Raw genomic sequence first — 18,087 nt, 5'->3', positions numbered from 1 at the left:
TCGGACTAGCAAGATTCCCCGATCGTTCCGCAAATTGTCGGCTTCGGTGCTCAAAAGGCGCGGTAAGCTGATGATTCGCAAGCGTCTTTACGTAAATTTCCCATGCCGCGCCCGATCTCCGCCACCATCCACACCGCCGCTCTCGCGAACAATCTCTCCGTCGTCCGCCGCTTTGCCGGCCCGTCCAAGGTCTGGGCGGTCGTCAAGGCCAACGCGTACGGCCACGGTCTCGCCCGCGTGTTTCCCGGCCTGCGCGGCACCGACGGCTTCGGCCTGCTCGACCTCGACGAGGCCGTGAAGCTGCGCGAGCTCGGCTGGGCCGGCCCGATCCTGCTGCTCGAAGGCTTCTTCCGGTCGACCGACATCGACGTGATCGACCGCTACAGCCTGACGACGACCGTCCACAACGACGAGCAGATGCGGATGCTGGAAACGGCGCGGCTGTCGAAGCCCGTCAACGTGCAGCTCAAGATGAACAGCGGGATGAACCGGCTCGGCTACCTTCCGGAAAAATACCGCGCGGCCTGGGAGCGCGCCCGCGCGTGCCCCGGTATCGGCCAGATTACGTTGATGACCCATTTTTCGGACGCGGACAACGAGCGCGGCGTCGCCGAGCAGCTCGCGACGTTCGAGCGCGGCGCGGAAAACATCGCCGGCGCGCGCAGTCTCGCGAATTCGGCCGCCGTGCTGTGGCATCCCGACACGCATTTCGACTGGGTGCGGCCGGGGATCGTGCTGTACGGCGCGTCGCCGTCCGGGCTGTCGTCCGATATCGCCGACACGGGGCTGAAACCCGCGATGACGCTCGCGTCCGAGCTGATCGCGGTGCAAACGATCGGGAAAGGCCAGGCCATCGGCTATGGCTCGACGTTCTCCGCGCAGGCGCCGATGCGGATCGGCGTCGTCGCGTGCGGCTACGCGGACGGCTATCCGCGCGTCGCGCCGGAAGGCACGCCCGTGATTGTCGACGGCATCCGCACGCGTATCGTCGGCCGCGTGTCGATGGACATGATCACCGTCGACCTGACTCCGTGCCCGCAGGCCGGCGTCGGTGCGCGCGTCGAGCTGTGGGGCAATACACTGCCGATCGACGACGTCGCCCGTCATTGCGGCACGATCGGCTACGAGCTGATGTGCGCGGTCGCCGGCCGCGTGCCCGTGCGCGCGGAATAAGGGCGTTGCGCGTGGCCAAACAGAAAACCGTCTACGTCTGCAGCGAGTGCGGCGGGCAGACCCCGAAGTGGCAGGGGCAGTGTCCGTCGTGCCAGGCCTGGAATACGCTGGTCGAATCGGTCGCCGAGTCGCCGTCGGCCCACCGTTTCCAGTCGCTCGCGAAGCGGGCGCCCGTCCAGCGCCTCGTCGACATCGAAGCGGCCGACGTGCCGCGCTTCTCGACCGGCATCGGCGAATTCGACCGCGTGCTCGGCGGCGGGCTGGTCCCCGGCGGCGTCGTGCTGATCGGCGGCGACCCGGGCATCGGCAAGTCGACGCTGCTGCTGCAGTCGCTCGCGGACATCGCGAGCGAACGGCGCGCGCTCTATATCAGCGGCGAGGAATCGGCCGCGCAGATCGCGTTGCGCGCGCAACGGCTTGCGCTGCTCGACGGCGGCACGCCGGCGGCCGAGCTGCAGCTGCTCGCCGAGATCCAGCTCGAAAAGATCCAGGCCGCGATCGACGCGGAGCGGCCCGACGTGGCCGTGATCGACTCGATCCAGACCGTCTATTCGGAAGCGCTCACGTCGGCGCCGGGCTCGGTCGCGCAGGTGCGCGAATGCGCGGCGCAGCTCACGCGCATCGCGAAACAGTCGGGCACCGCGATCATCATGGTCGGGCACGTGACGAAGGAGGGCAACCTGGCCGGCCCGCGCGTGCTCGAGCACATCGTCGACACGGTGCTGTATTTCGAGGGCGACACGCATTCGTCGTTCCGGCTCGTGCGCGCGTTCAAGAACCGCTTCGGCGCGGTCAACGAACTCGGCGTGTTCGCGATGACCGAGCGCGGGCTGCGCGGCGTCGCGAATCCGTCCGCGCTGTTCCTGTCGCAGCACGAGCAGATCGTGCCCGGCTCGTGCGTCCTCGTCACGCAGGAAGGCACGCGCCCGCTGCTCGTCGAAATCCAGGCGCTGGTCGATACCGCGCACGTGCCGAACCCGCGCCGGCTCGCGGTCGGCCTCGAACAGAACCGGCTCGCGATGCTGCTCGCGGTGCTGCACCGGCACGCGGGCATCGCGTGCTTCGACCAGGACGTGTTCCTCAATGCAGTGGGCGGCGTGAAGATCACCGAGCCGGCCGCCGACCTCGCGGTGCTGCTCGCGATCCATTCGTCGATGCGCAACAAGGCGCTGCCGAAGGGGCTGATCGTGTTCGGCGAAGTGGGGCTGGCGGGCGAGATCCGGCCGTCCCCGCGCGGGCAGGAGCGGCTGCGCGAGGCGGCGAAGCTCGGCTTCACGGCCGCGCTGATCCCGAAGGCGAATGCGCCGAAACAGCCGATCGAAGGGCTGAACGTGATGGCCGTCGAACGGATCGAGCAGGCGATCGACCGCGTGCGCGATCTCGAGTGATCGGCCCGGCCGCCGCGCGGGCTGTGGCTGCCGGCGATCTGTCGCGTAATTCTCTGTAAAGAATATGTAGGCTGATGTAACCCGCCGGACATCGCTTTTCCCTATCCTTTGCCGGATTGTCGAACCGCGCAATGCGAAGGGAACCTATGTTGAAATCGTATGGGGAAGCGCCGGGCGGACGCCTTTACAATCTGCGCGGCTGCCGCGTGTCGGAGCCGATTCGCCAGCCCTGGGGCGGCGGATGCCGGATCGTCGAATGGATCGACGAGGAAGGGCGCCTGGCGCGCAAGGTCGTGTCCGAGGACGTGACCGAAGCGGAGGTCGCCGCGGCGATCCGGCGGCCGACCGAAGGGCGCCGGTACCTGATGGGCGACGACGAGCAACTGCCACGCGATACGTTGCCGCGGCGTTGAGCCGGCAGGCGGCCTGCGAACCGACGGACAAAGGCAGTAAAAAGGCCGGGCCAGTGCGCCCGGCCTTGTCGCATGCGGGCCCGGCGCGGGCCCGATGGCTTGTCGAAGAACCGGTGCCGCCGGCGTGCCTGGCCGGCGGCGCCGGCCGGCTGCACTGCGGCCGCGTTCAGCCGATCTGTTCGAGCTCTTCGTGCGCGGCGAGCCAGTCGGCCTCGATCGTTTCGAGACGCGTGTTGACGTCCCCGAGCTTGCGGATCGCGTCGGTCAGCTCCGTCTTGCGCGCGGCCTCGTAGCTCGCCGGATCGGCGACGAACGCGTCGAGGCGCGCCTTCTCCGCGTGCAGCGTCTCCATTTCCTTTTCGAGCTTCGTGATGCGCGTCTGCAGCGGTTTTTTCAACACCGACAGGCGCTGCCGCTCCTCGGCGGCCTGACGCTTCTGGTCCTTGCGGTTCGCCGCGGCGCCCGCGCCCGACCCAGCCGCGCTGTCGGCCTTCGCGGCCGCGCGCTGCTCGGCCGCATGCTGCAGCAGCCAGTCGCGGTAATCGTCGAGGTCGCCGTCGAACGGCTGCAGCCGGTGCTTCGCGACCAGCATGAACTGGTCGGTCGTCGCGCGCAGCAGGTGGCGGTCGTGCGATACGAGGATCAGCGTGCCTTCGAACTGCGCGAGCGCCATCGTCAGCGCGTGGCGCGTTTCGAGATCGAGGTGGTTCGTCGGTTCGTCGAGCAGCAGCAGGTTCGGCTTCTGCCAGATGATCAGCGCGAGCGCGAGGCGCGCCTTTTCTCCGCCCGAGAACGGGCCGACGGCGCTGGTCGCCATGTCGCCCGAGAAATTGAAGCCGCCGAGGAAGTCGCGCAGCTCCTGCTCGCGCGTGTCGGGTGCGAGCCGCGCGAGATGCGCGAGCGGCGAATCGTCCTCGCGCAGCGTTTCGAGCTGATGCTGTGCGAAATAACCGATCGTCAGCCCCTTGCCCTCGCGGACGTCGCCCGACAGCGGCGCGAGCGTGCCGGCCAGCGTCTTGATCAGCGTCGACTTGCCCTGGCCGTTCGCGCCGAGCAGGCCGATGCGCTGCCCGTTCTGGATCGACAGCGCCACGCGTTCGACGATCGGGATGTCCGCGCCGTTGTCGGCATGGTAGCCGCAGCGGACGTCTTCCATCACCATCATCGGGTTCGGCGCGGCGTCGGGCGTGCGGAATTCGAACGTGAACGGCGACGCGATGTGCGCGGGCGCGATCAGCTCCATCTTCTCGAGCGCCTTCATCCGGCTTTGCGCCTGCTTGGCCTTGGTGGCCTTGGCCTTGAAGCGGTCGACGAAGCTCTGCAGGTGCTCGATCGTCTTCTGCTGCTTTTCGTATGCGCTTTGCTGCAGCGCCAGTTGCTGCGCGCGCAGCACTTCGAATTGCGAGTAGTTGCCGCCGTAGCGCTTCACCTGGCGGTTTTCCAGGTGCAGCGTGACGTTGCAGATCGAATCGAGGAATTCGCGGTCGTGCGAGATCACGACGAGCGTGCCGGGGTAGCGGTGCAGCCAGTCTTCGAGCCAGACGATCGCGTCGAGGTCGAGGTGGTTGGTCGGTTCGTCGAGCAGCAGCAGGTCGGAGCGGCACATCAGCGCCTGCGCGAGGTTCAGGCGCATGCGCCAGCCGCCGGAGAAGCTGGCGACGGGCTCGCGTGTCTGGGCGAGCGTGAAGCCGAGGCCGAGCAGCAGCGCTTCGGCGCGGGCGGGCGCGGTGTAGCCGTCGGCATCGGCGAAGGCTGCGTGCGCGTCGGCTTCGGCGGCGCCGTCATGCGCGGCGGACGCGGCGGCGATGCGTGCCTCGATCTCGCGCAGCGCGGCGTCGCCGTCGAGTGTGTAGTCGAGCGCCGAGCGGTCGACCGCGGGCGTTTCCTGCGACACGTGGGCGATCCGCCACGACGGCGGCATCGAGAAATCGCCGGCGTCCGAGTGCAGCTCGCCGCGCAGGACCGCGAACAGCGTCGACTTGCCGGCGCCGTTCGCGCCGATCAGGCCGGCTTTCTCGCCGGGATTGAGCACGAACGAGGTCGACTCGAACAGCGGCTTGGTGCCTCGCGCAAGGCTGAACTGATTGAAACGGATCACGGCGGAAATGACTGGCCAAAACCGCTATTCTAGACTGCGCGCCGCTCTTGCCGGGCATCGGCCGCTCGGCGGATGCCGCAACGGCGCGATTTCGCCTAGACTCCAGGTCGATCCGGTTTCGTAAAAGGAGTGCCCGATGTCCACCCTGTATTCGTTCAGCGCAGAGACGCTCGCCGGCGCGCCGGCTTCGCTCGACGCGTATCGCGGCAAGGTGCTGCTGATCGTCAACACCGCGAGCGAGTGCGGTTTCACGCCGCAATACGCGGGCCTGCAGAAACTGTACGACCAGTACGCGGCGCGCGGCTTCTTCGTGCTCGGCTTCCCGTGCAACCAGTTCGGCAAGCAGGAGCCCGGCGATGCCGCGCAGATCGGCGCGTTCTGCGAGCGCAATTACGGCGTCACGTTCCCGATGTTCGCGAAGATCGACGTGAAGGGCGACCATGCGCATCCGCTGTACCGCTACCTGACCGACGAGGCACCCGGCATTCTCGGCCTCAAGGCGATCAAGTGGAATTTCACGAAATTCCTGATCGACCGCGAAGGGCGCATCGTCAAGCGCTACGCGCCGTCGACCAAGCCCGACGAAATCGCCGCGGATATCGACAAGCTGCTGTGACGCCGTGGGGCGACGTGCGCCGTGCCGGTGCGGATCGCGCCGGCGCTGCCGTCCTTCCTGCGGCTACAGGATCGGCGCGAACAGCCGCGCGACGTGCATCGCGATCCGCCGCCATGCGGGCGACTGGCGGTATTCGTTCGCATCGACGCCGTACGCCTGCGCGAAGTCGGCATCTAGCATCGTCTCGACCTCGTCGGCGAATGCGCGGTCGACGGTCAGCACCATGATCTCGAAGTTGAGTCGGAACGAGCGGTTGTCGAGATTCGCGCTGCCGATCGCCGCCGCGATGCGGTCGATCAGCACCACCTTCTGGTGCAGGAAGCCGGGCCGGTAGCGGAACACCTTGACGCCCGCGTCGATCAGGTCGCGCGCGTACAGCTTCGACGCCTCGAACACCACGTAGTGATCGCGCCGGCTCGGGATCAGGATGCGCACGTCGACGCCGCGCATCACCGCGAGCTTCAGCGCTGAGAGCACGGCTTCGTCGGGGACGAGGTACGGCGAGGTGATCCAGATCCGCTCGCGCGCGGCATTGATCGCCTCGACGAAGAACAGCGAGCCGGTTTCCTGCTTGTCGGCCGGCCCCATCGGCACCACGAGGCAATGCATGCCGTCGCCGGGCTGTGCGGGCGGCGGCAGCGCGAGCGGCGGCAGCTTCTGCGTCGCCCAGTGCCAGTCTTCGGCGAACACGTACTGGATGCTTGCGACCACGGGGCCGCGGATCTCGATGTGCGTATCGCGCCACGGCGACAGGCGCGGCTTCGCGCCGAGATATTCGACGCCGACGTTGTGGCCGCCGACGAACGCGCGATTGCCGTCGACCACGACGATCTTGCGATGGTTGCGGAAGTTGAGCTGGAAGCGGTTGACGAACTTGCGATTGGTCGCGAACGGATGGACCTCGACGCCGCCACGGCGCAAGGTGTCGACGTAGCTGTGCGGCAGGTCGAAGCTGCCGATGCTGTCGTACAGCAGGCAGCAGCGCACGCCGGCCGCCGCACGCGCCAGCAGCGAGTCGCGCAGCATCTGGCCGAGCGCATCGTCGCGCACGATGAAGAACTGGACGACCACGTAGTCGCGCGCGCCGTCGATCGCCGACAGGATCGCCGAGAACGTCGCGTCGCCGTTCACGAGCGTGCGCACCGAATTGCCGCCGAGGAACGGCATGCCGCCGAGCCGCGTGAGCGCGAGCACGGCGGCCGGCCCGAGCGCGGCGGCGGCCGGCCCGTCGGTTGCGTCGGCCGCATCGGTGCTGAGCCACGGCGAGCGCGGTGTGTGCGTGCGCAACAGTTCCAGCTCGTGGCGCCGTGCGTCGACGTAGCCGGAGAACTTGCTGCGGCCGAGGAACAGGTATGGAACGAGCGTCAGGTACGGCATCGCGGCGAGCGAGACGGCCCAAGCGATCGCGCCTTGCGACGTGCGCGTGTTCATGATCGCGTGGCACGCCGCGACGATCCCGAGCACGTGGATGGTCAGGATCAGGGTGCCGAGATGTAGCCAGTCGAGGGTCATGGGCGCGTGACGGACTCCTGAGGTCGTGCGGCGCGGCGGCCGCTTACGCGCATCTTACCCAACCGTGCGGCGCAGTGGTGCGCCGCACGGTCGGGGAGTCGGGCGGCTCAGCCCTTGCGCGGCAGGTCCGACGCCTGGATCAGGAATACGGTGTCGTCGCCCGCGCTGGTGGGCAGCCACGTGAGTTCGAGGCCGCCGAACGCGGCTTCGACGTGCTCGCGCTCGTTGCCGATCTCGACGACGAGCACGCCGTCGTCGTGCAGCCAGCGGTGTGCTTCGGCGACGATGCGTCGCACGATGTCCATCCCGTCGTCGCCGCCCGCGAGCGCCATCTCCGGCTCGTGCCGGTATTCGGGCGGCAGCGCGGCCATCGACGCCGCGTTCACGTACGGCGGGTTCGTCAGGATCACGTCGTAGCGTGCGCCGGGGTCGGTGCGGAACGCGGGCAGCGGCGCGTAGAGGTCGCCGCGGTGCAGCGCGATGCGGTCTTCGAGGCCGTAGTCGCGCACGTTGATCTCCGCGACTTCGAGTGCCTTGTCGGACAGGTCGACCGCATCGATCTCGGCGTTCGGGAACGCGCTTGCCGCGAGGATCGCAAGGCAGCCGGAGCCCGTGCACAGTTCGAGCACCGCGCCGACCTGCTCGGGATCGGCGACGTATGGCTGCAGCCCGTCGTCGAGCAGCTCGCCGATGAACGAGCGCGGCACGATCACGCGTTCGTCGACGTAGAAGCGGTGGCCATGCATCCAGGCTTCATGCGTGAGATACGCGGCCGGCACGCGGTCGGTCGCGCGCCGTTCGATCACGGCGAGCACGGCCGCGATTTCATCGGGCAGCAGCCGCGCGTCGAGAAACGGCTCCAGCGTGTCGAGCGGCAGGTCGAGCGTGTGCAGCACGAGGTAGGCCGCTTCGTCGTACGCATTGTCGGAGCCGTGGCCGAAGGCGAGCTTCGCCTTCGAGAAGCGCGTGACCGCGTAGCGCAGCAGGTCGCGAACAGTTGCAAAAGGTGTCGTCATGCGAGGCTCCATCAGGCGATCAGTTGTTCGAGCACGCGGCGGTACACGTTCTTCAGCGGGTCGACGAAGCGCACTTCGATGTGCTCGTCGATCTTGTGGATGCTGCCGTTCGGCGGGCCGAACTCGATCACCTGCGGGCAGATGCGCGCGATGAAGCGGCCGTCCGACGTGCCGCCCGTGGTCGACAGCTCGGTCGTGATGCCGGTCTCGGTGCGGATCGCGTTTTCCAGCGCATTCGACAGCTCGCCGCGCGGCGTCAGGAACGGCAGGCCGCTCACCGACCACTTCAGCGTGTATTCGAGGCCGTGCTTGTCGAGGATCGCGTGCACGCGTGCCTGCAGGCCCTCGACGGTGCTCGCGGTCGAGAACCGGAAGTTGAACAGCAGGTCGGCGTGGCCGGGGATCACGTTGGTCGCGCCGGTGCCCGCATGCAGGTTCGACACCTGCCAGGTGGTCGGCGGGAAATATTCGTTGCCTTCGTCCCACTGCTCGGCGGCGAGCTCGGCGAGCGCCGGCGCGAGCAGGTGGATCGGGTTCTTCGCGAGGTGCGGATACGCGATATGGCCCTGCACGCCCTTGACGACCAGCTCGCCCGACATCGACCCGCGGCGGCCGTTCTTGACGACGTCGCCGAGCTCGGCGGTCGACGTCGGCTCGCCGACGATGCAGTAGTCGAGACGTTCGCCGCGCGCCTGCAGCAGCTCGACGACCTTCACGGTGCCGTCGGTGGCGGGGCCTTCCTCGTCGCTCGTGATCAGGAACGCGATCGCGCCGCGGTGGCCGGGATGGGCCGCGACGAATTCCTCGGACGCGACGACGAACGCGGCGAGCGACGTCTTCATGTCGGCCGCGCCGCGGCCGTACAGCTTGCCGTCGCGATGGGCGGGGATGAACGGCGGCGAGGTCCACTGCTCGAGCGGGCCGGTCGGCACGACGTCGGTGTGGCCCGCGAACGCGAGCAGCTTGCCGTCGCGGCCGTCGGCGCCGCGCTTGACGGCCCACAGGTTGGTCACGCCGTGCGACGCGATGGTCTCGCATTCGAAGCCGAGCGCGGCGAGGCGCTCGGTCATGATCTGCTGGCAATGCTGATCGTCGGGCGTCACGGACGCGCGGGCGATCAACTGTTCGGTAAGGGCTAGGGTGGCGGACATGGTTCGGACCACTTTCGATAAAAAATGCCGGCACGGTGGCCGGCAGCGACATGACGTCGGGCTAGGGCGCAGCGCGGGCGGCCCTATGCGGCAAACAGCGCCGCGTATTGATCGGCCGCGAAGCCGAGCGATTTCACGCGGCCGTTGACGACGAGCACGGGGCGCTTGATGACCGACGGCTTGTGGATCATCAGCGCAACCGCGCCGGTCTTCGTTTCGGCGGCCGCCTTCATCGCGTCGTCCAGGCCGCGCCACGTGGTGCCGCGCTTGTTCACGAGCGCGTCGAGCGACACGTCCTTCAGCCAGTCTTCAACCAGCGGCGCGCTGACGCCGAGCTTCTTGAAATCGTGGAACTCGAATTCGACGCCGTGATCGTCGAGCCACACGCGGGCCTTCTTCACGGTGTCGCAGTTCGGAATGCCATAGACGACCACGGTGTGCGGCTTCGCCATCAGTCGCCTCGCAGCAGCTCGTTCAGGCCGACCTTCGCGCGGGTCTTCGCGTCGACCTTCTTGACGATCACCGCGCAGTACAGGCTGTGCGAACCGTCCTTCGACGGCAGGTTGCCGGCGACCACGACCGAGCCGGCCGGGATGCGGCCGTAGCTGACTTCGCCCGTTTCGCGGTCGTAGATCTTCGTGCTCTGGCCGAGGTACACGCCCATCGAGATCACCGAGTTTTCCTCGACGATCACGCCTTCGACGACTTCCGAGCGCGCGCCGATGAAGCAGTTGTCTTCGATGATGACGGGGTTCGCCTGCAGCGGCTCGAGCACGCCGCCGATGCCGACGCCGCCCGACAGGTGCACGTTCTTGCCGATCTGCGCGCACGAACCGACCGTTGCCCACGTGTCGACCATCGTGCCTTCGTCGACGTAGGCGCCGATGTTCGTGTACGACGGCATCAGCACGACGTTCTTCGCGATGAACGAGCCGCGGCGCGCGATGGCCGGCGGGACGACGCGGAAGCCGCCCGCGGCGAAGTCTTCGGCCGTGTAGTTCGCGAACTTCGACGGTACCTTGTCGTAGAACTGCGAGTAGCCGCCGGCCGCCATCGGTGCGTTGTCCTCCAGGCGGAACGACAGCAGCACGGCCTTCTTCAGCCACTGATGCACGGTCCAGTTGCCGTCGATTTTCTCGGCGACGCGCAGCGCACCCTTGTCGAGTTGCTCGATCGCGTGCGCGACGGCCTCGCGGACGTCGGCGGGCGCGGCCTTCGGCGACAGCTCGGCGCGGTTTTCCCAGGCGGTATCGATGATTTGCTGAAGTTGTTGCGACATGTTCGTTTTCGCAGGAGATGGATGGAATTGATCGGGATGGACGATTACCGCGCGAGAGAACGGCAGAAATCGACGATGCGTTGCGCGCCCTCGACGCATTCGGGGGTGCCCGCGACGAGCGCGATCCGGATGAAATCGCGGCCCGGATTCGACCCGTGCGCATCGCGCGCCAGGTACGAGCCGGGCAGAACCGTAACATTATAGTCGGCGTACAGGCGGCGGGCGAACTCGGTGTCCGACAGCCCGGTGCGCGATACGTCGGCCCACAGGTAGAACGCGGCGTCGGGCAGTTTCACGTCGATCACGTCGGCGAGCATCGGCGTGACCGTATTGAACTTCTGCAGGTACAGCGCGCGGTTCTCGCGCACGTGCGCCTCGTCGTTCCACGCGGCGATGCTGGCGTGCTGCCAGACCGGCGACAGCGCCGCGCCGTGGTACGTGCGGTACAGCAGGAATTTCTTCAGCAGCGCTGCGTCGCCGGCGACGAAGCCCGAGCGCATGCCCGGCACGTTCGAGCGCTTCGACAGGCTCGACAGCATCACGAGCCGCTCGAAGCCGCGGCCGAGGCGGTGCGCGGCCTCGAGGCCGCCGAGCGGCGGCGCCGCTTCGTCGAAATAGATTTCCGAATAGCATTCGTCGGACGCGATCACGAAACCGTGGCGGTCGGACAGCGCGAACAGCTCGCGCCAGTCGTCGAGCGTCAGCACGGCGCCCGTCGGGTTGCCCGGCGAGCACACGTACAGCAGCTGCGTGCGCGCCCAGACGTCGTCGGGCACGGCCGCGTAGTCGCACGCGAAGTTGCGGGCCGGGTCGCTGTTCGCGAAATAGGGTTCGGCACCGGCCAGCAGCGCCGCGCCTTCGTAAATTTGATAGAAGGGATTCGGACAGAGTACGATCGCCTTCTCGCCGTGCCCGGACGGGCGCGCGTCGATCACGGTCTGCGCGAGCGAGAACAGCGCCTCGCGCGACCCCGACACGGGCAGCACCTGCGTGGCCGGATCGATCGCCGGCAGCCCGTAGCGGCGCTCGAGCCAGTGCGCGATCGACGTGCGCAGCGCGTCCGAGCCGGCCGTGGCCGGGTACGACGCGAGGCCGTCGAGCGCGGCCACCACGGCGTCGCGGATCAGCGCCGGGGTCGGGTGCTTGGGCTCGCCGATGCCGAAGCTGATCGGTTTGAGGGCGCCGGAGGGCGTCACGTCCTTGAACAGGGCGCGCAGCTTTTCGAAGGGATAGGGCTGGAGCGAGTCGAGTCGAGGGTTCACGGGCGAAGCGGCCATCGCGGCCGGTTGGAGCGAAAGAAGCGGCGGGCGTGCCGCGCGGCTGCGAACGGGCGCCGACGGCGCGCGGGTCGCAACGGACGATTATAGCGTGACGGAATGCGGTCACGGCCCGCCGGAACGGCGGCCGGGCCGGTCGAATAAAGGGTATCGAACCAAATGAATAACGCGGTACGCGGCAGCCTGCCGACGCTGGCCATCCTGATCGGCGCGTCGGTATGGGGCCTGATCTGGTATCCGTTGCGGATCCTCGCATCGCTCGGCGTGACGGGCACGCTGGCGAGCGCGCTGACGAGCGTCGTCGCGTTCCTGTTCGTGATCGTCACGCGGCACCGTACGATCGCGACACTGCGCTGGCACTGGGTGCTGCCGGGCATCGCGGTCACGGCCGGCGTGACGAACCTCGGTTTCGTGTGGGGCACGATCCACGGCGAGGTGCTCCGCGTGATGCTGCTCTTCTACCTGACCCCCGCATGGACCGCGATTTACGCGCACTTCCTGCTGCGCGAGCGGCTGACCTGGGCAGGAGCGGGGCTGGCGGCGCTGTCGATCGGCGGCGCGATGCTGATGCTGTGGTCGCCGAAGCTCGGCTTGCCGCTGCCGGCGAACCCGGCCGAATGGGCCGGTCTCGCGGCCGGGCTGAGTTTCGCGATGAGCAACGTGCTCGTGATCAAGGCGAGCCGCGAGCTGCCCGGGATGCGCGCGGAGATGCGCACCGCGACGCTGTTCGGCGGCGCGGCGGTATTCGGCGCGATCGCGTCGCTGTTCGAAGGGTTGCCGGCCGTGCCGGCGGGCGGCCAGCTCGGCGTCGCCGCGCTGATCGTCGCCGCGATCGGCGTGACGATGGCGGCGAACAACCTGCTCGTGCAATACGGCCTCGCGCGCGTGCCGGCGAACCGTGCGTCGATCATCATGCTGTTCGAGATCGTGATCACCGCGCTGTCGGCGTGGGTGTTCGCGAACGAGCTGCCGAGCGCGCGCGAGTGGGCGGGCGGCGTGTGCATCGTGCTGGCGACGCTGCTGTCGAGCAGGGTCCATCGTGCCGCGCCGGCACCGGGCAAACCCGGCGACGGTCGGGACGGCGCACGCGCGATGGTATGATGGAAGCCGTTTGCGGGGCCCAACGCTGTATGCGCGCGGCCCCGCTTTTGAATTCCGGGGCGCGTCGCGCGCATGGGCCGTCCGGCCCCGCGCAGCACGGCCCCGTCCGTTTCACACCTTCTTCACATCCGATACCGCCGTGCGTCTGAGCTCGATCAAACTCGCTGGCTTCAAATCCTTCGTCGATCCCACGCATTTCCAGGTTCCGGGCCAGCTTGTCGGCGTGGTGGGCCCGAACGGGTGCGGCAAGTCCAACATCATCGACGCCGTGCGCTGGGTGCTCGGCGAGTCGCGCGCCTCCGAGCTGCGCGGCGAATCGATGCAGGACGTGATCTTCAACGGCTCGACCGCCCGCAAGCCCGGCAGCCGGGCCAGCGTCGAGCTGATCTTCGACAACTCCGACGGCCGCGCGGCCGGGCAGTGGGGCCAGTACGGCGAAATCGCCGTGAAGCGCGTGCTGACGCGCGACGGCACGTCGAGCTACTACATCAACAACCTGCCGGCCCGCCGCCGCGACATCCAGGACATCTTCCTCGGCACCGGCCTCGGGCCGCGTGCGTACGCGATCATCGGGCAGGGCATGATCGCGCGGATCATCGAGGCGAAGCCGGAAGAGCTGCGCGTGTTCCTCGAGGAAGCCGCGGGCGTGTCGAAGTACAAGGAACGCCGCCGCGAAACCGAGAACCGCCTGCACGACACGCGCGAGAACCTGACGCGCGTCGAGGACATCGTCCGCGAACTCGGCGCGAACCTCGAGAAGCTCGAGGCGCAGGCGGTCGTCGCGACCAAGTACAAGGAACTCGTCGCCGACGGCGAGGAGAAGCAGCGCCTGTTGTGGCTGCTGCGCAAGAACGAGGCCGCCGGCGAGCAGCAGAAGCAGCAGCGTGCGATCGAACAGGCGCAGATCGACCTCGAGGCGCAGACGGCCAGGTTGCGCGAGGTCGAGTCGCAGCTCGAGACGCTGCGCGTCGCGCATTACTCGGCGAGCGATGCGATGCAGGGCGCGCAGGGCGCGCTTTACGAAGCGAATGCCGAGGTGAGCCGCCTCGAAGCCGAGATCAAGTTCATCGTCGAATCGCGCAATCGCGTGCAGGCGCAGATCGCCGCGCTGAACGCGCAGCGCGAGCAATGGCGCGCGCAGGCCGAGAAGTCGCAGGACGATCTCGAGGAAGCCGAAGAGGCGCGTGCGATGGCCGACGAGAAGGCCGCGCTCGCCGAGGACAACGCAGCCGCGAAGCACGACGCGCTGCCGGCGCTCGAGGCGAAGTGGCGCGACGCGCAGGCGCAGCTCAACGACGAGCGCGCGCGGATCGCGCAGACCGAACAGTCGCTGAAGCTCGAAGCCGCGCACCAGCGCAACGCCGACCAGCAGCTCCAGCAGCTTCAGCAGCGTCATGAGCGCCTGAAGAGCGAAGCGGGCGGGCTCGATGCGCCGGACGAGGCGCAGCTCGAAGAGCTGCGCATGCAGCTCGCCGAGCAGGAGGAAATCCTCGCCGAAGCGCAGGCGCGTCTCGCCGACGCGCAGGAAACGGTGCCGCGCCTCGACGGCGAACGCCGTGCCGCGCAGGAGCGCGTGCAGGCCGAAGGCGCGCAGATCCACCAGCTCGAGGCACGCCTCGCCGCGCTGAAGCAGCTTCAGGAAAACGTGCAGACCGAAGGCAAGGTGCAGCCGTGGCTCGACAAGCACGAGCTCGGCGCGCTGCCGCGCCTGTGGAAGAAGCTGCACGTCGAGGCTGGCTGGGAAGCGGCGCTCGAAGCCGTGCTGCGCGAGCGCCTCGCCGCGCTCGAAGTGTCGAATCTCGACTGGGTGAAGGCGTTCGCGACCGATGCACCGCCCGCGAAGCTCGCGTTCTACGCGCCGCCCGCGGCCGGCGAACCGCCCGCGGCGGTGGCCGGGCTGCGTCCGGTGCTGTCGCTCGTGCGCATCGACGACGCGGGCATTCGCGCGGTGCTGAACGACTGGCTCGGCAACGTCTATGTCGCCGACGATGTCGCGCAGGCGCTGGCGACGCGCACGCAGCTGCCGGCAGGCGGTGCATTCGTCGTCAAGGCCGGCCATATCGTCACGCGCGTCGGCGTGCAGTTGTACGCGGCCGATTCGGAGCAGGCCGGGATGCTGGCCCGCCAGCAGGAAATCGAGAACCTGACGCGCCAGGTGCGTGCGCAGGCACTGCTCGCCGACGAGGCGCGCACGGCCGCCGTGCGCGCGGAAGCCGCGCATACGCAGGCCACGCAGGCGCTCGGCGACGTGCGCGCGCAGGCCGAGCGTGCGACGCAGCGTGTGCATGCGCTGCAGATGGACGTACTGAAGCTCGCGCAGGCACACGAGCGCTATACGCAGCGCAGCACGCAGATCCGCGAGGAACTCGAGGAAATCGGTGCGCAGATCGAAGAACAGCGCGCGCTGCGCGCGGAGTCGGAAGCGAATTTCGAACGCTTCGACGGCGAACTCGCGGAGCTGCAGGCACGCTTCGAAGATAACCAGCTCGCGTTCGAATCGCTCGACGAATCGCTGACGCAGGCGCGTCAGGAAGCGCGTGACCTGGAGCGAGGCGCGAACGATGCGCGCTTCGCCGCACGCAACGCGGTGACCCGGATCGACGAGCTCAAGCGCAGCATCCAGGTTGCGCACGAGCAGAGCGAGCGCGTCGCCGCATCGCTGGAAGACGCGCGCGCCGAGCTCGAGACGATCAACGAGCAGACCGCGCACACGGGCCTGCAGGACGCACTCGAGATTCGTGCGGTGAAGGAGGAAGCGCTGCAGGCCGCGCGGATCGAGCTCGACGACCTGACCGCGAAGCTGCGCGCGTCGGACGAGCAGCGCCTCGTCGCCGAGCGTTCGCTGCAGCCGCTGCGCGACCGCATCACCGAGCTGCAGCTGAAGGAGCAGGCCGCGCGCCTGTCCGTCGAGCAGTTCGCCGAGCAGCTCGCGACGGCCGAGGTCGACGAGGCCGCGCTGAGCGAGAAGCTGACGCCGGATCTGAAACCGTCGTACCTGCAGGGCGAGGTCACCCGGCTCAACAATGCGATCAACGCGCTCGGCCCGGTGAACATGGCCGCGCTCGACGAGCTGAAGGCCGCGAGCGAGCGCAAGGTGTTCCTCGACGCGCAGTCGGCCGACCTGATCGACGCGATCACGACGCTCGAGGACGCGATCCACAAGATCGACCAGGAAACCCGCACGCTGCTGCAGGGTACCTTCGACGAGGTCAACCGCCACTTCAGCGACCTGTTCCCGCGCCTGTTCGGCGGCGGCCAGGCGAAGCTGATCATGACGGGCGACGAGATCCTCGATGCCGGCGTGCAGGTGATGGCGCAGCCGCCCGGCAAGAAGAACGCGACGATTCACCTGCTGTCGGGCGGCGAGAAAGCGCTGACCGCGACCGCGCTGGTGTTCGCGATGTTCCAGTTGAACCCGGCGCCGTTCTGTCTGCTCGACGAGGTCGACGCGCCGCTCGACGACGCGAACACCGAACGTTTCGCGAATCTCGTGCGCGCGATGTCCGACAAGACGCAGTTCCTGTTCATCTCGCACAACAAGATCGCGATGGAGATGGCGCAGCAGCTGATCGGCGTGACGATGCAGGAGCAGGGCGTGTCGCGGATCGTGGCGGTGGACATGGAAACCGCAGCGGGTTTTGCCCAGAATTGACGTTTGACGAAACCGGATCGCGTTCGCGCGGCGCATGGGCGCCCGTTCGCGATCCCGACGAAAAAGAATTGCTGATGGAGCGTGCATGGACGAGTTGACACTCGGTTTGATCGGCGCGGGCGCCGTCGTGGTGGGCGGCGTCGTGGTCTACAACGCATGGCAGGGCGCGAAGGTGCGGCGCAGGATGCCGCGCCCGATGCCGGAGGAAGCGGCCGAGGCGATGAACCGCCCCGAGCGCGACGAAGAGTTGCCGTTCATCGAGCCGGTGCGTCAGCCGGTGCGCCGCGAGCCTGCGGCACCGGTCGCGGCGGCCGCCGCGCCGGCCGAAGCCGCGCGCGTCGAGCCGACGTTCGGAGGCGCGGCGCCTGCGGACATGCCGGCCGATCTGCAGGCCGAGGCGACCGGCGCCGACCTGCCGTCCGAGTCGGCCGAACCGGCCGCCGGTGAAGCAGCGGTGCCTGCCGTCGTGCAGGAAGGGGCCGCCGAGCCGGCCGAGTCGTCCGAACCCGTGCTGCCGGCCGCGACGACGATCTCGTCGGCGCCGCCCGCGATCGTCGACCGCCGGATCGACTGCATCGTGCCGATCCGCCTCGCCGGGCCGCTGCCGGGCGACAAGATCCTGCCGGCCGCGCAGCGGCTGCGCCGCGCGGGCAGCAAGCCCGTGCACATCGAAGGCAAGCCGGAAGGCGGCCAGTGGGAGCTGCTGCAGAACGGCGTGCGCTACGAAGAGTTGCGCGCGGCCGCGCAACTCGCGAACCGCAGCGGCGCGCTGAACGAGCTCGAATTCTCCGAATTCGTGACGGGCGTCCAGCAGTTCGCCGACACGATCGACGGCGCACCGGAATTCCCGGACATGATGGAGACGGTGGCGATGGCGCGCGAACTCGACGCGTTTGCCGCGCAGTGCGACGCGCAACTGTCGATCAACGTGATGTCGGACGGCGCGCCGTGGTCGGCGAACTACGTGCAGGCGGTCGCATCGCAGGACGGGTTGCTGCTGTCGCGCGACGGCACGCGTTTCGTGAAGCTCGACGCGAAGCAGAACCCCGTGTTCATGCTGCAGTTCGGCGACACGAACTTCCTGCGCGACGACCTCACGTACAAGGGCGGCAACATGATCACGCTGGTGCTCGACGTGCCGGTCGCCGAAGAGGACATCCTGCCGTTCCGGCTGATGTGCGATTACGCGAAATCGCTGTCCGAGCGGATCGGCGCGCGGGTCGTCGACGATTCGCGCCGGCCGCTGCCGGAGTCGACGCTGCTCGCGATCGAGCAGCAGTTGATGAAGCTGTACGCGAAGCTCGAGGAAGCCGGCATCCCGGCCGGTTCGCCGGTCACGCGCCGACTCTTCAGCCAGTAACGCGATGGCGCGGACGGCGGGCCTCGGCACCGTCGTTCGCCGTTGCGGCGC

14 protein-coding genes are annotated in these 18,087 nt (G+C 68.3%); 7 read left to right on the top strand and 7 right to left on the bottom strand.

What is annotated here, in order from left to right; genetic code table 11:
* Positions 1–102 precede the first annotated feature (102 nt).
* From alr to ACM6JT_RS02805, 3 genes are all read left to right on the top strand, one after another.
* The gene (gene alr / locus ACM6JT_RS02815; protein WP_105390452.1) at positions 103–1,173 is read left to right on the top strand and encodes an alanine racemase; all 1,071 of its coding nucleotides are present in this window, start codon (positions 103–105) and stop codon (positions 1,171–1,173) included.
* Between the two features lie 11 nt (positions 1,174–1,184).
* Entirely contained in the window at positions 1,185–2,561 is a 1,377-nt protein-coding gene (gene radA, locus ACM6JT_RS02810) for a DNA repair protein RadA (protein ID WP_072437254.1), read from the top strand.
* 146 nt (positions 2,562–2,707) lie between these two features.
* The gene (locus ACM6JT_RS02805; RefSeq protein ID WP_034184728.1) at positions 2,708–2,974 is read left to right on the top strand and encodes a DUF2866 domain-containing protein; all 267 of its coding nucleotides are present in this window, start codon (positions 2,708–2,710) and stop codon (positions 2,972–2,974) included.
* 166 nt (positions 2,975–3,140) lie between these two features.
* Here the strand turns inward: ACM6JT_RS02805 and ACM6JT_RS02800 are convergent, their stop codons facing one another.
* Positions 3,141–5,072 (bottom strand): ATP-binding cassette domain-containing protein, encoded by a 1,932-nt coding sequence (locus ACM6JT_RS02800; RefSeq protein WP_414855944.1) that lies wholly within the window; start codon positions 5,070–5,072, stop codon positions 3,141–3,143.
* Between the two features lie 136 nt (positions 5,073–5,208).
* Between ACM6JT_RS02800 and ACM6JT_RS02795 the strand changes: the two genes are divergently transcribed.
* Positions 5,209–5,688 (top strand): glutathione peroxidase, encoded by a 480-nt coding sequence (locus ACM6JT_RS02795; protein ID WP_414855943.1) that lies wholly within the window; start codon positions 5,209–5,211, stop codon positions 5,686–5,688.
* A gap of 63 nt (positions 5,689–5,751) precedes the next feature.
* Here the strand turns inward: ACM6JT_RS02795 and cls are convergent, their stop codons facing one another.
* The 6 genes from cls to dapC form a co-directional block, all read right to left on the bottom strand.
* Positions 5,752–7,200: a cardiolipin synthase gene (cls, locus tag ACM6JT_RS02790; RefSeq protein ID WP_034184730.1), complete on the bottom strand. Its 1,449-nt coding sequence runs from the start codon at positions 7,198–7,200 to the stop codon at positions 5,752–5,754.
* A gap of 107 nt (positions 7,201–7,307) precedes the next feature.
* The gene (gene prmB, locus ACM6JT_RS02785; protein WP_111016713.1) at positions 7,308–8,216 is read right to left on the bottom strand and encodes a 50S ribosomal protein L3 N(5)-glutamine methyltransferase; all 909 of its coding nucleotides are present in this window, start codon (positions 8,214–8,216) and stop codon (positions 7,308–7,310) included.
* 11 nt (positions 8,217–8,227) lie between these two features.
* Positions 8,228–9,367: a succinyl-diaminopimelate desuccinylase gene (gene dapE / locus ACM6JT_RS02780; RefSeq protein WP_034184732.1), complete on the bottom strand. Its 1,140-nt coding sequence runs from the start codon at positions 9,365–9,367 to the stop codon at positions 8,228–8,230.
* An 83-nt stretch (positions 9,368–9,450) separates the two neighbouring features.
* Entirely contained in the window at positions 9,451–9,819 is a 369-nt protein-coding gene (locus ACM6JT_RS02775) for an ArsC family reductase (RefSeq protein ID WP_034184733.1), read from the bottom strand.
* Complete coding sequence (dapD, locus tag ACM6JT_RS02770) at positions 9,819–10,646, bottom strand: 2,3,4,5-tetrahydropyridine-2,6-dicarboxylate N-succinyltransferase (protein ID WP_034184734.1); 828 nt, start codon at positions 10,644–10,646, stop codon at positions 9,819–9,821. The genes ACM6JT_RS02775 and dapD overlap by 1 nt, the downstream gene beginning before the upstream one ends.
* 44 nt (positions 10,647–10,690) lie before the next feature.
* Entirely contained in the window at positions 10,691–11,923 is a 1,233-nt protein-coding gene (gene dapC / locus ACM6JT_RS02765) for a succinyldiaminopimelate transaminase (protein WP_217589398.1), read from the bottom strand.
* Positions 11,924–12,082: 159 nt separating this feature from the next.
* Here dapC and ACM6JT_RS02760 point away from each other — a divergent pair, with 159 nt between their 5' ends.
* The 3 genes from ACM6JT_RS02760 (at position 12,083) to ACM6JT_RS02750 (ending at position 18,036) form a co-directional block, all read left to right on the top strand.
* Positions 12,083–13,024, top strand: a complete 942-nt coding sequence (locus ACM6JT_RS02760) for a DMT family transporter (RefSeq protein WP_034184736.1) — start codon at positions 12,083–12,085, stop codon at positions 13,022–13,024.
* 139 nt (positions 13,025–13,163) lie between these two features.
* The gene (gene smc, locus ACM6JT_RS02755; RefSeq protein WP_407970689.1) at positions 13,164–16,676 is read left to right on the top strand and encodes a chromosome segregation protein SMC; all 3,513 of its coding nucleotides are present in this window, start codon (positions 13,164–13,166) and stop codon (positions 16,674–16,676) included.
* Between the two features lie 85 nt (positions 16,677–16,761).
* The gene (locus ACM6JT_RS02750; RefSeq protein ID WP_175749921.1) at positions 16,762–18,036 is read left to right on the top strand and encodes a cell division protein ZipA C-terminal FtsZ-binding domain-containing protein; all 1,275 of its coding nucleotides are present in this window, start codon (positions 16,762–16,764) and stop codon (positions 18,034–18,036) included.
* Positions 18,037–18,087: the final 51 nt, after the last annotated feature.

It is taken from the genome of Burkholderia sp. IT-111MI5, from assembly GCF_949752865.1.
GTDB lineage: Bacteria > Pseudomonadota > Gammaproteobacteria > Burkholderiales > Burkholderiaceae > Burkholderia > Burkholderia pyrrocinia_C.
This window is presented reverse-complemented; position numbering and strand designations above follow the sequence as displayed.

Bases quoted from the DNA above. Each gene is read 5' to 3' on its own strand.
- alr (WP_105390452.1), top strand. From the start codon at position 103: ATGCCGCGCCCGATCTCCGCCACCATCCACACCGCCGCTCTCGCGAAC.
- ACM6JT_RS02805 (WP_034184728.1), top strand. From the start codon at position 2,708: ATGTTGAAATCGTATGGGGAAGCGCCGGGCGGACGCCTTTACAATCTG.
- ACM6JT_RS02795 (WP_414855943.1), top strand. From the start codon at position 5,209: ATGTCCACCCTGTATTCGTTCAGCGCAGAGACGCTCGCCGGCGCGCCG.
- cls (WP_034184730.1), bottom strand. From the start codon at position 7,200: ATGACCCTCGACTGGCTACATCTCGGCACCCTGATCCTGACCATCCAC.
- prmB (WP_111016713.1), bottom strand. From the start codon at position 8,216: ATGACGACACCTTTTGCAACTGTTCGCGACCTGCTGCGCTACGCGGTC.
- dapE (WP_034184732.1), bottom strand. From the start codon at position 9,367: ATGTCCGCCACCCTAGCCCTTACCGAACAGTTGATCGCCCGCGCGTCC.
- ACM6JT_RS02775 (WP_034184733.1), bottom strand. From the start codon at position 9,819: ATGGCGAAGCCGCACACCGTGGTCGTCTATGGCATTCCGAACTGCGAC.
- dapD (WP_034184734.1), bottom strand. From the start codon at position 10,646: ATGTCGCAACAACTTCAGCAAATCATCGATACCGCCTGGGAAAACCGC.
- dapC (WP_217589398.1), bottom strand. From the start codon at position 11,923: ATGGCCGCTTCGCCCGTGAACCCTCGACTCGACTCGCTCCAGCCCTAT.
- ACM6JT_RS02760 (WP_034184736.1), top strand. From the start codon at position 12,083: ATGAATAACGCGGTACGCGGCAGCCTGCCGACGCTGGCCATCCTGATC.
- ACM6JT_RS02750 (WP_175749921.1), top strand. From the start codon at position 16,762: ATGGACGAGTTGACACTCGGTTTGATCGGCGCGGGCGCCGTCGTGGTG.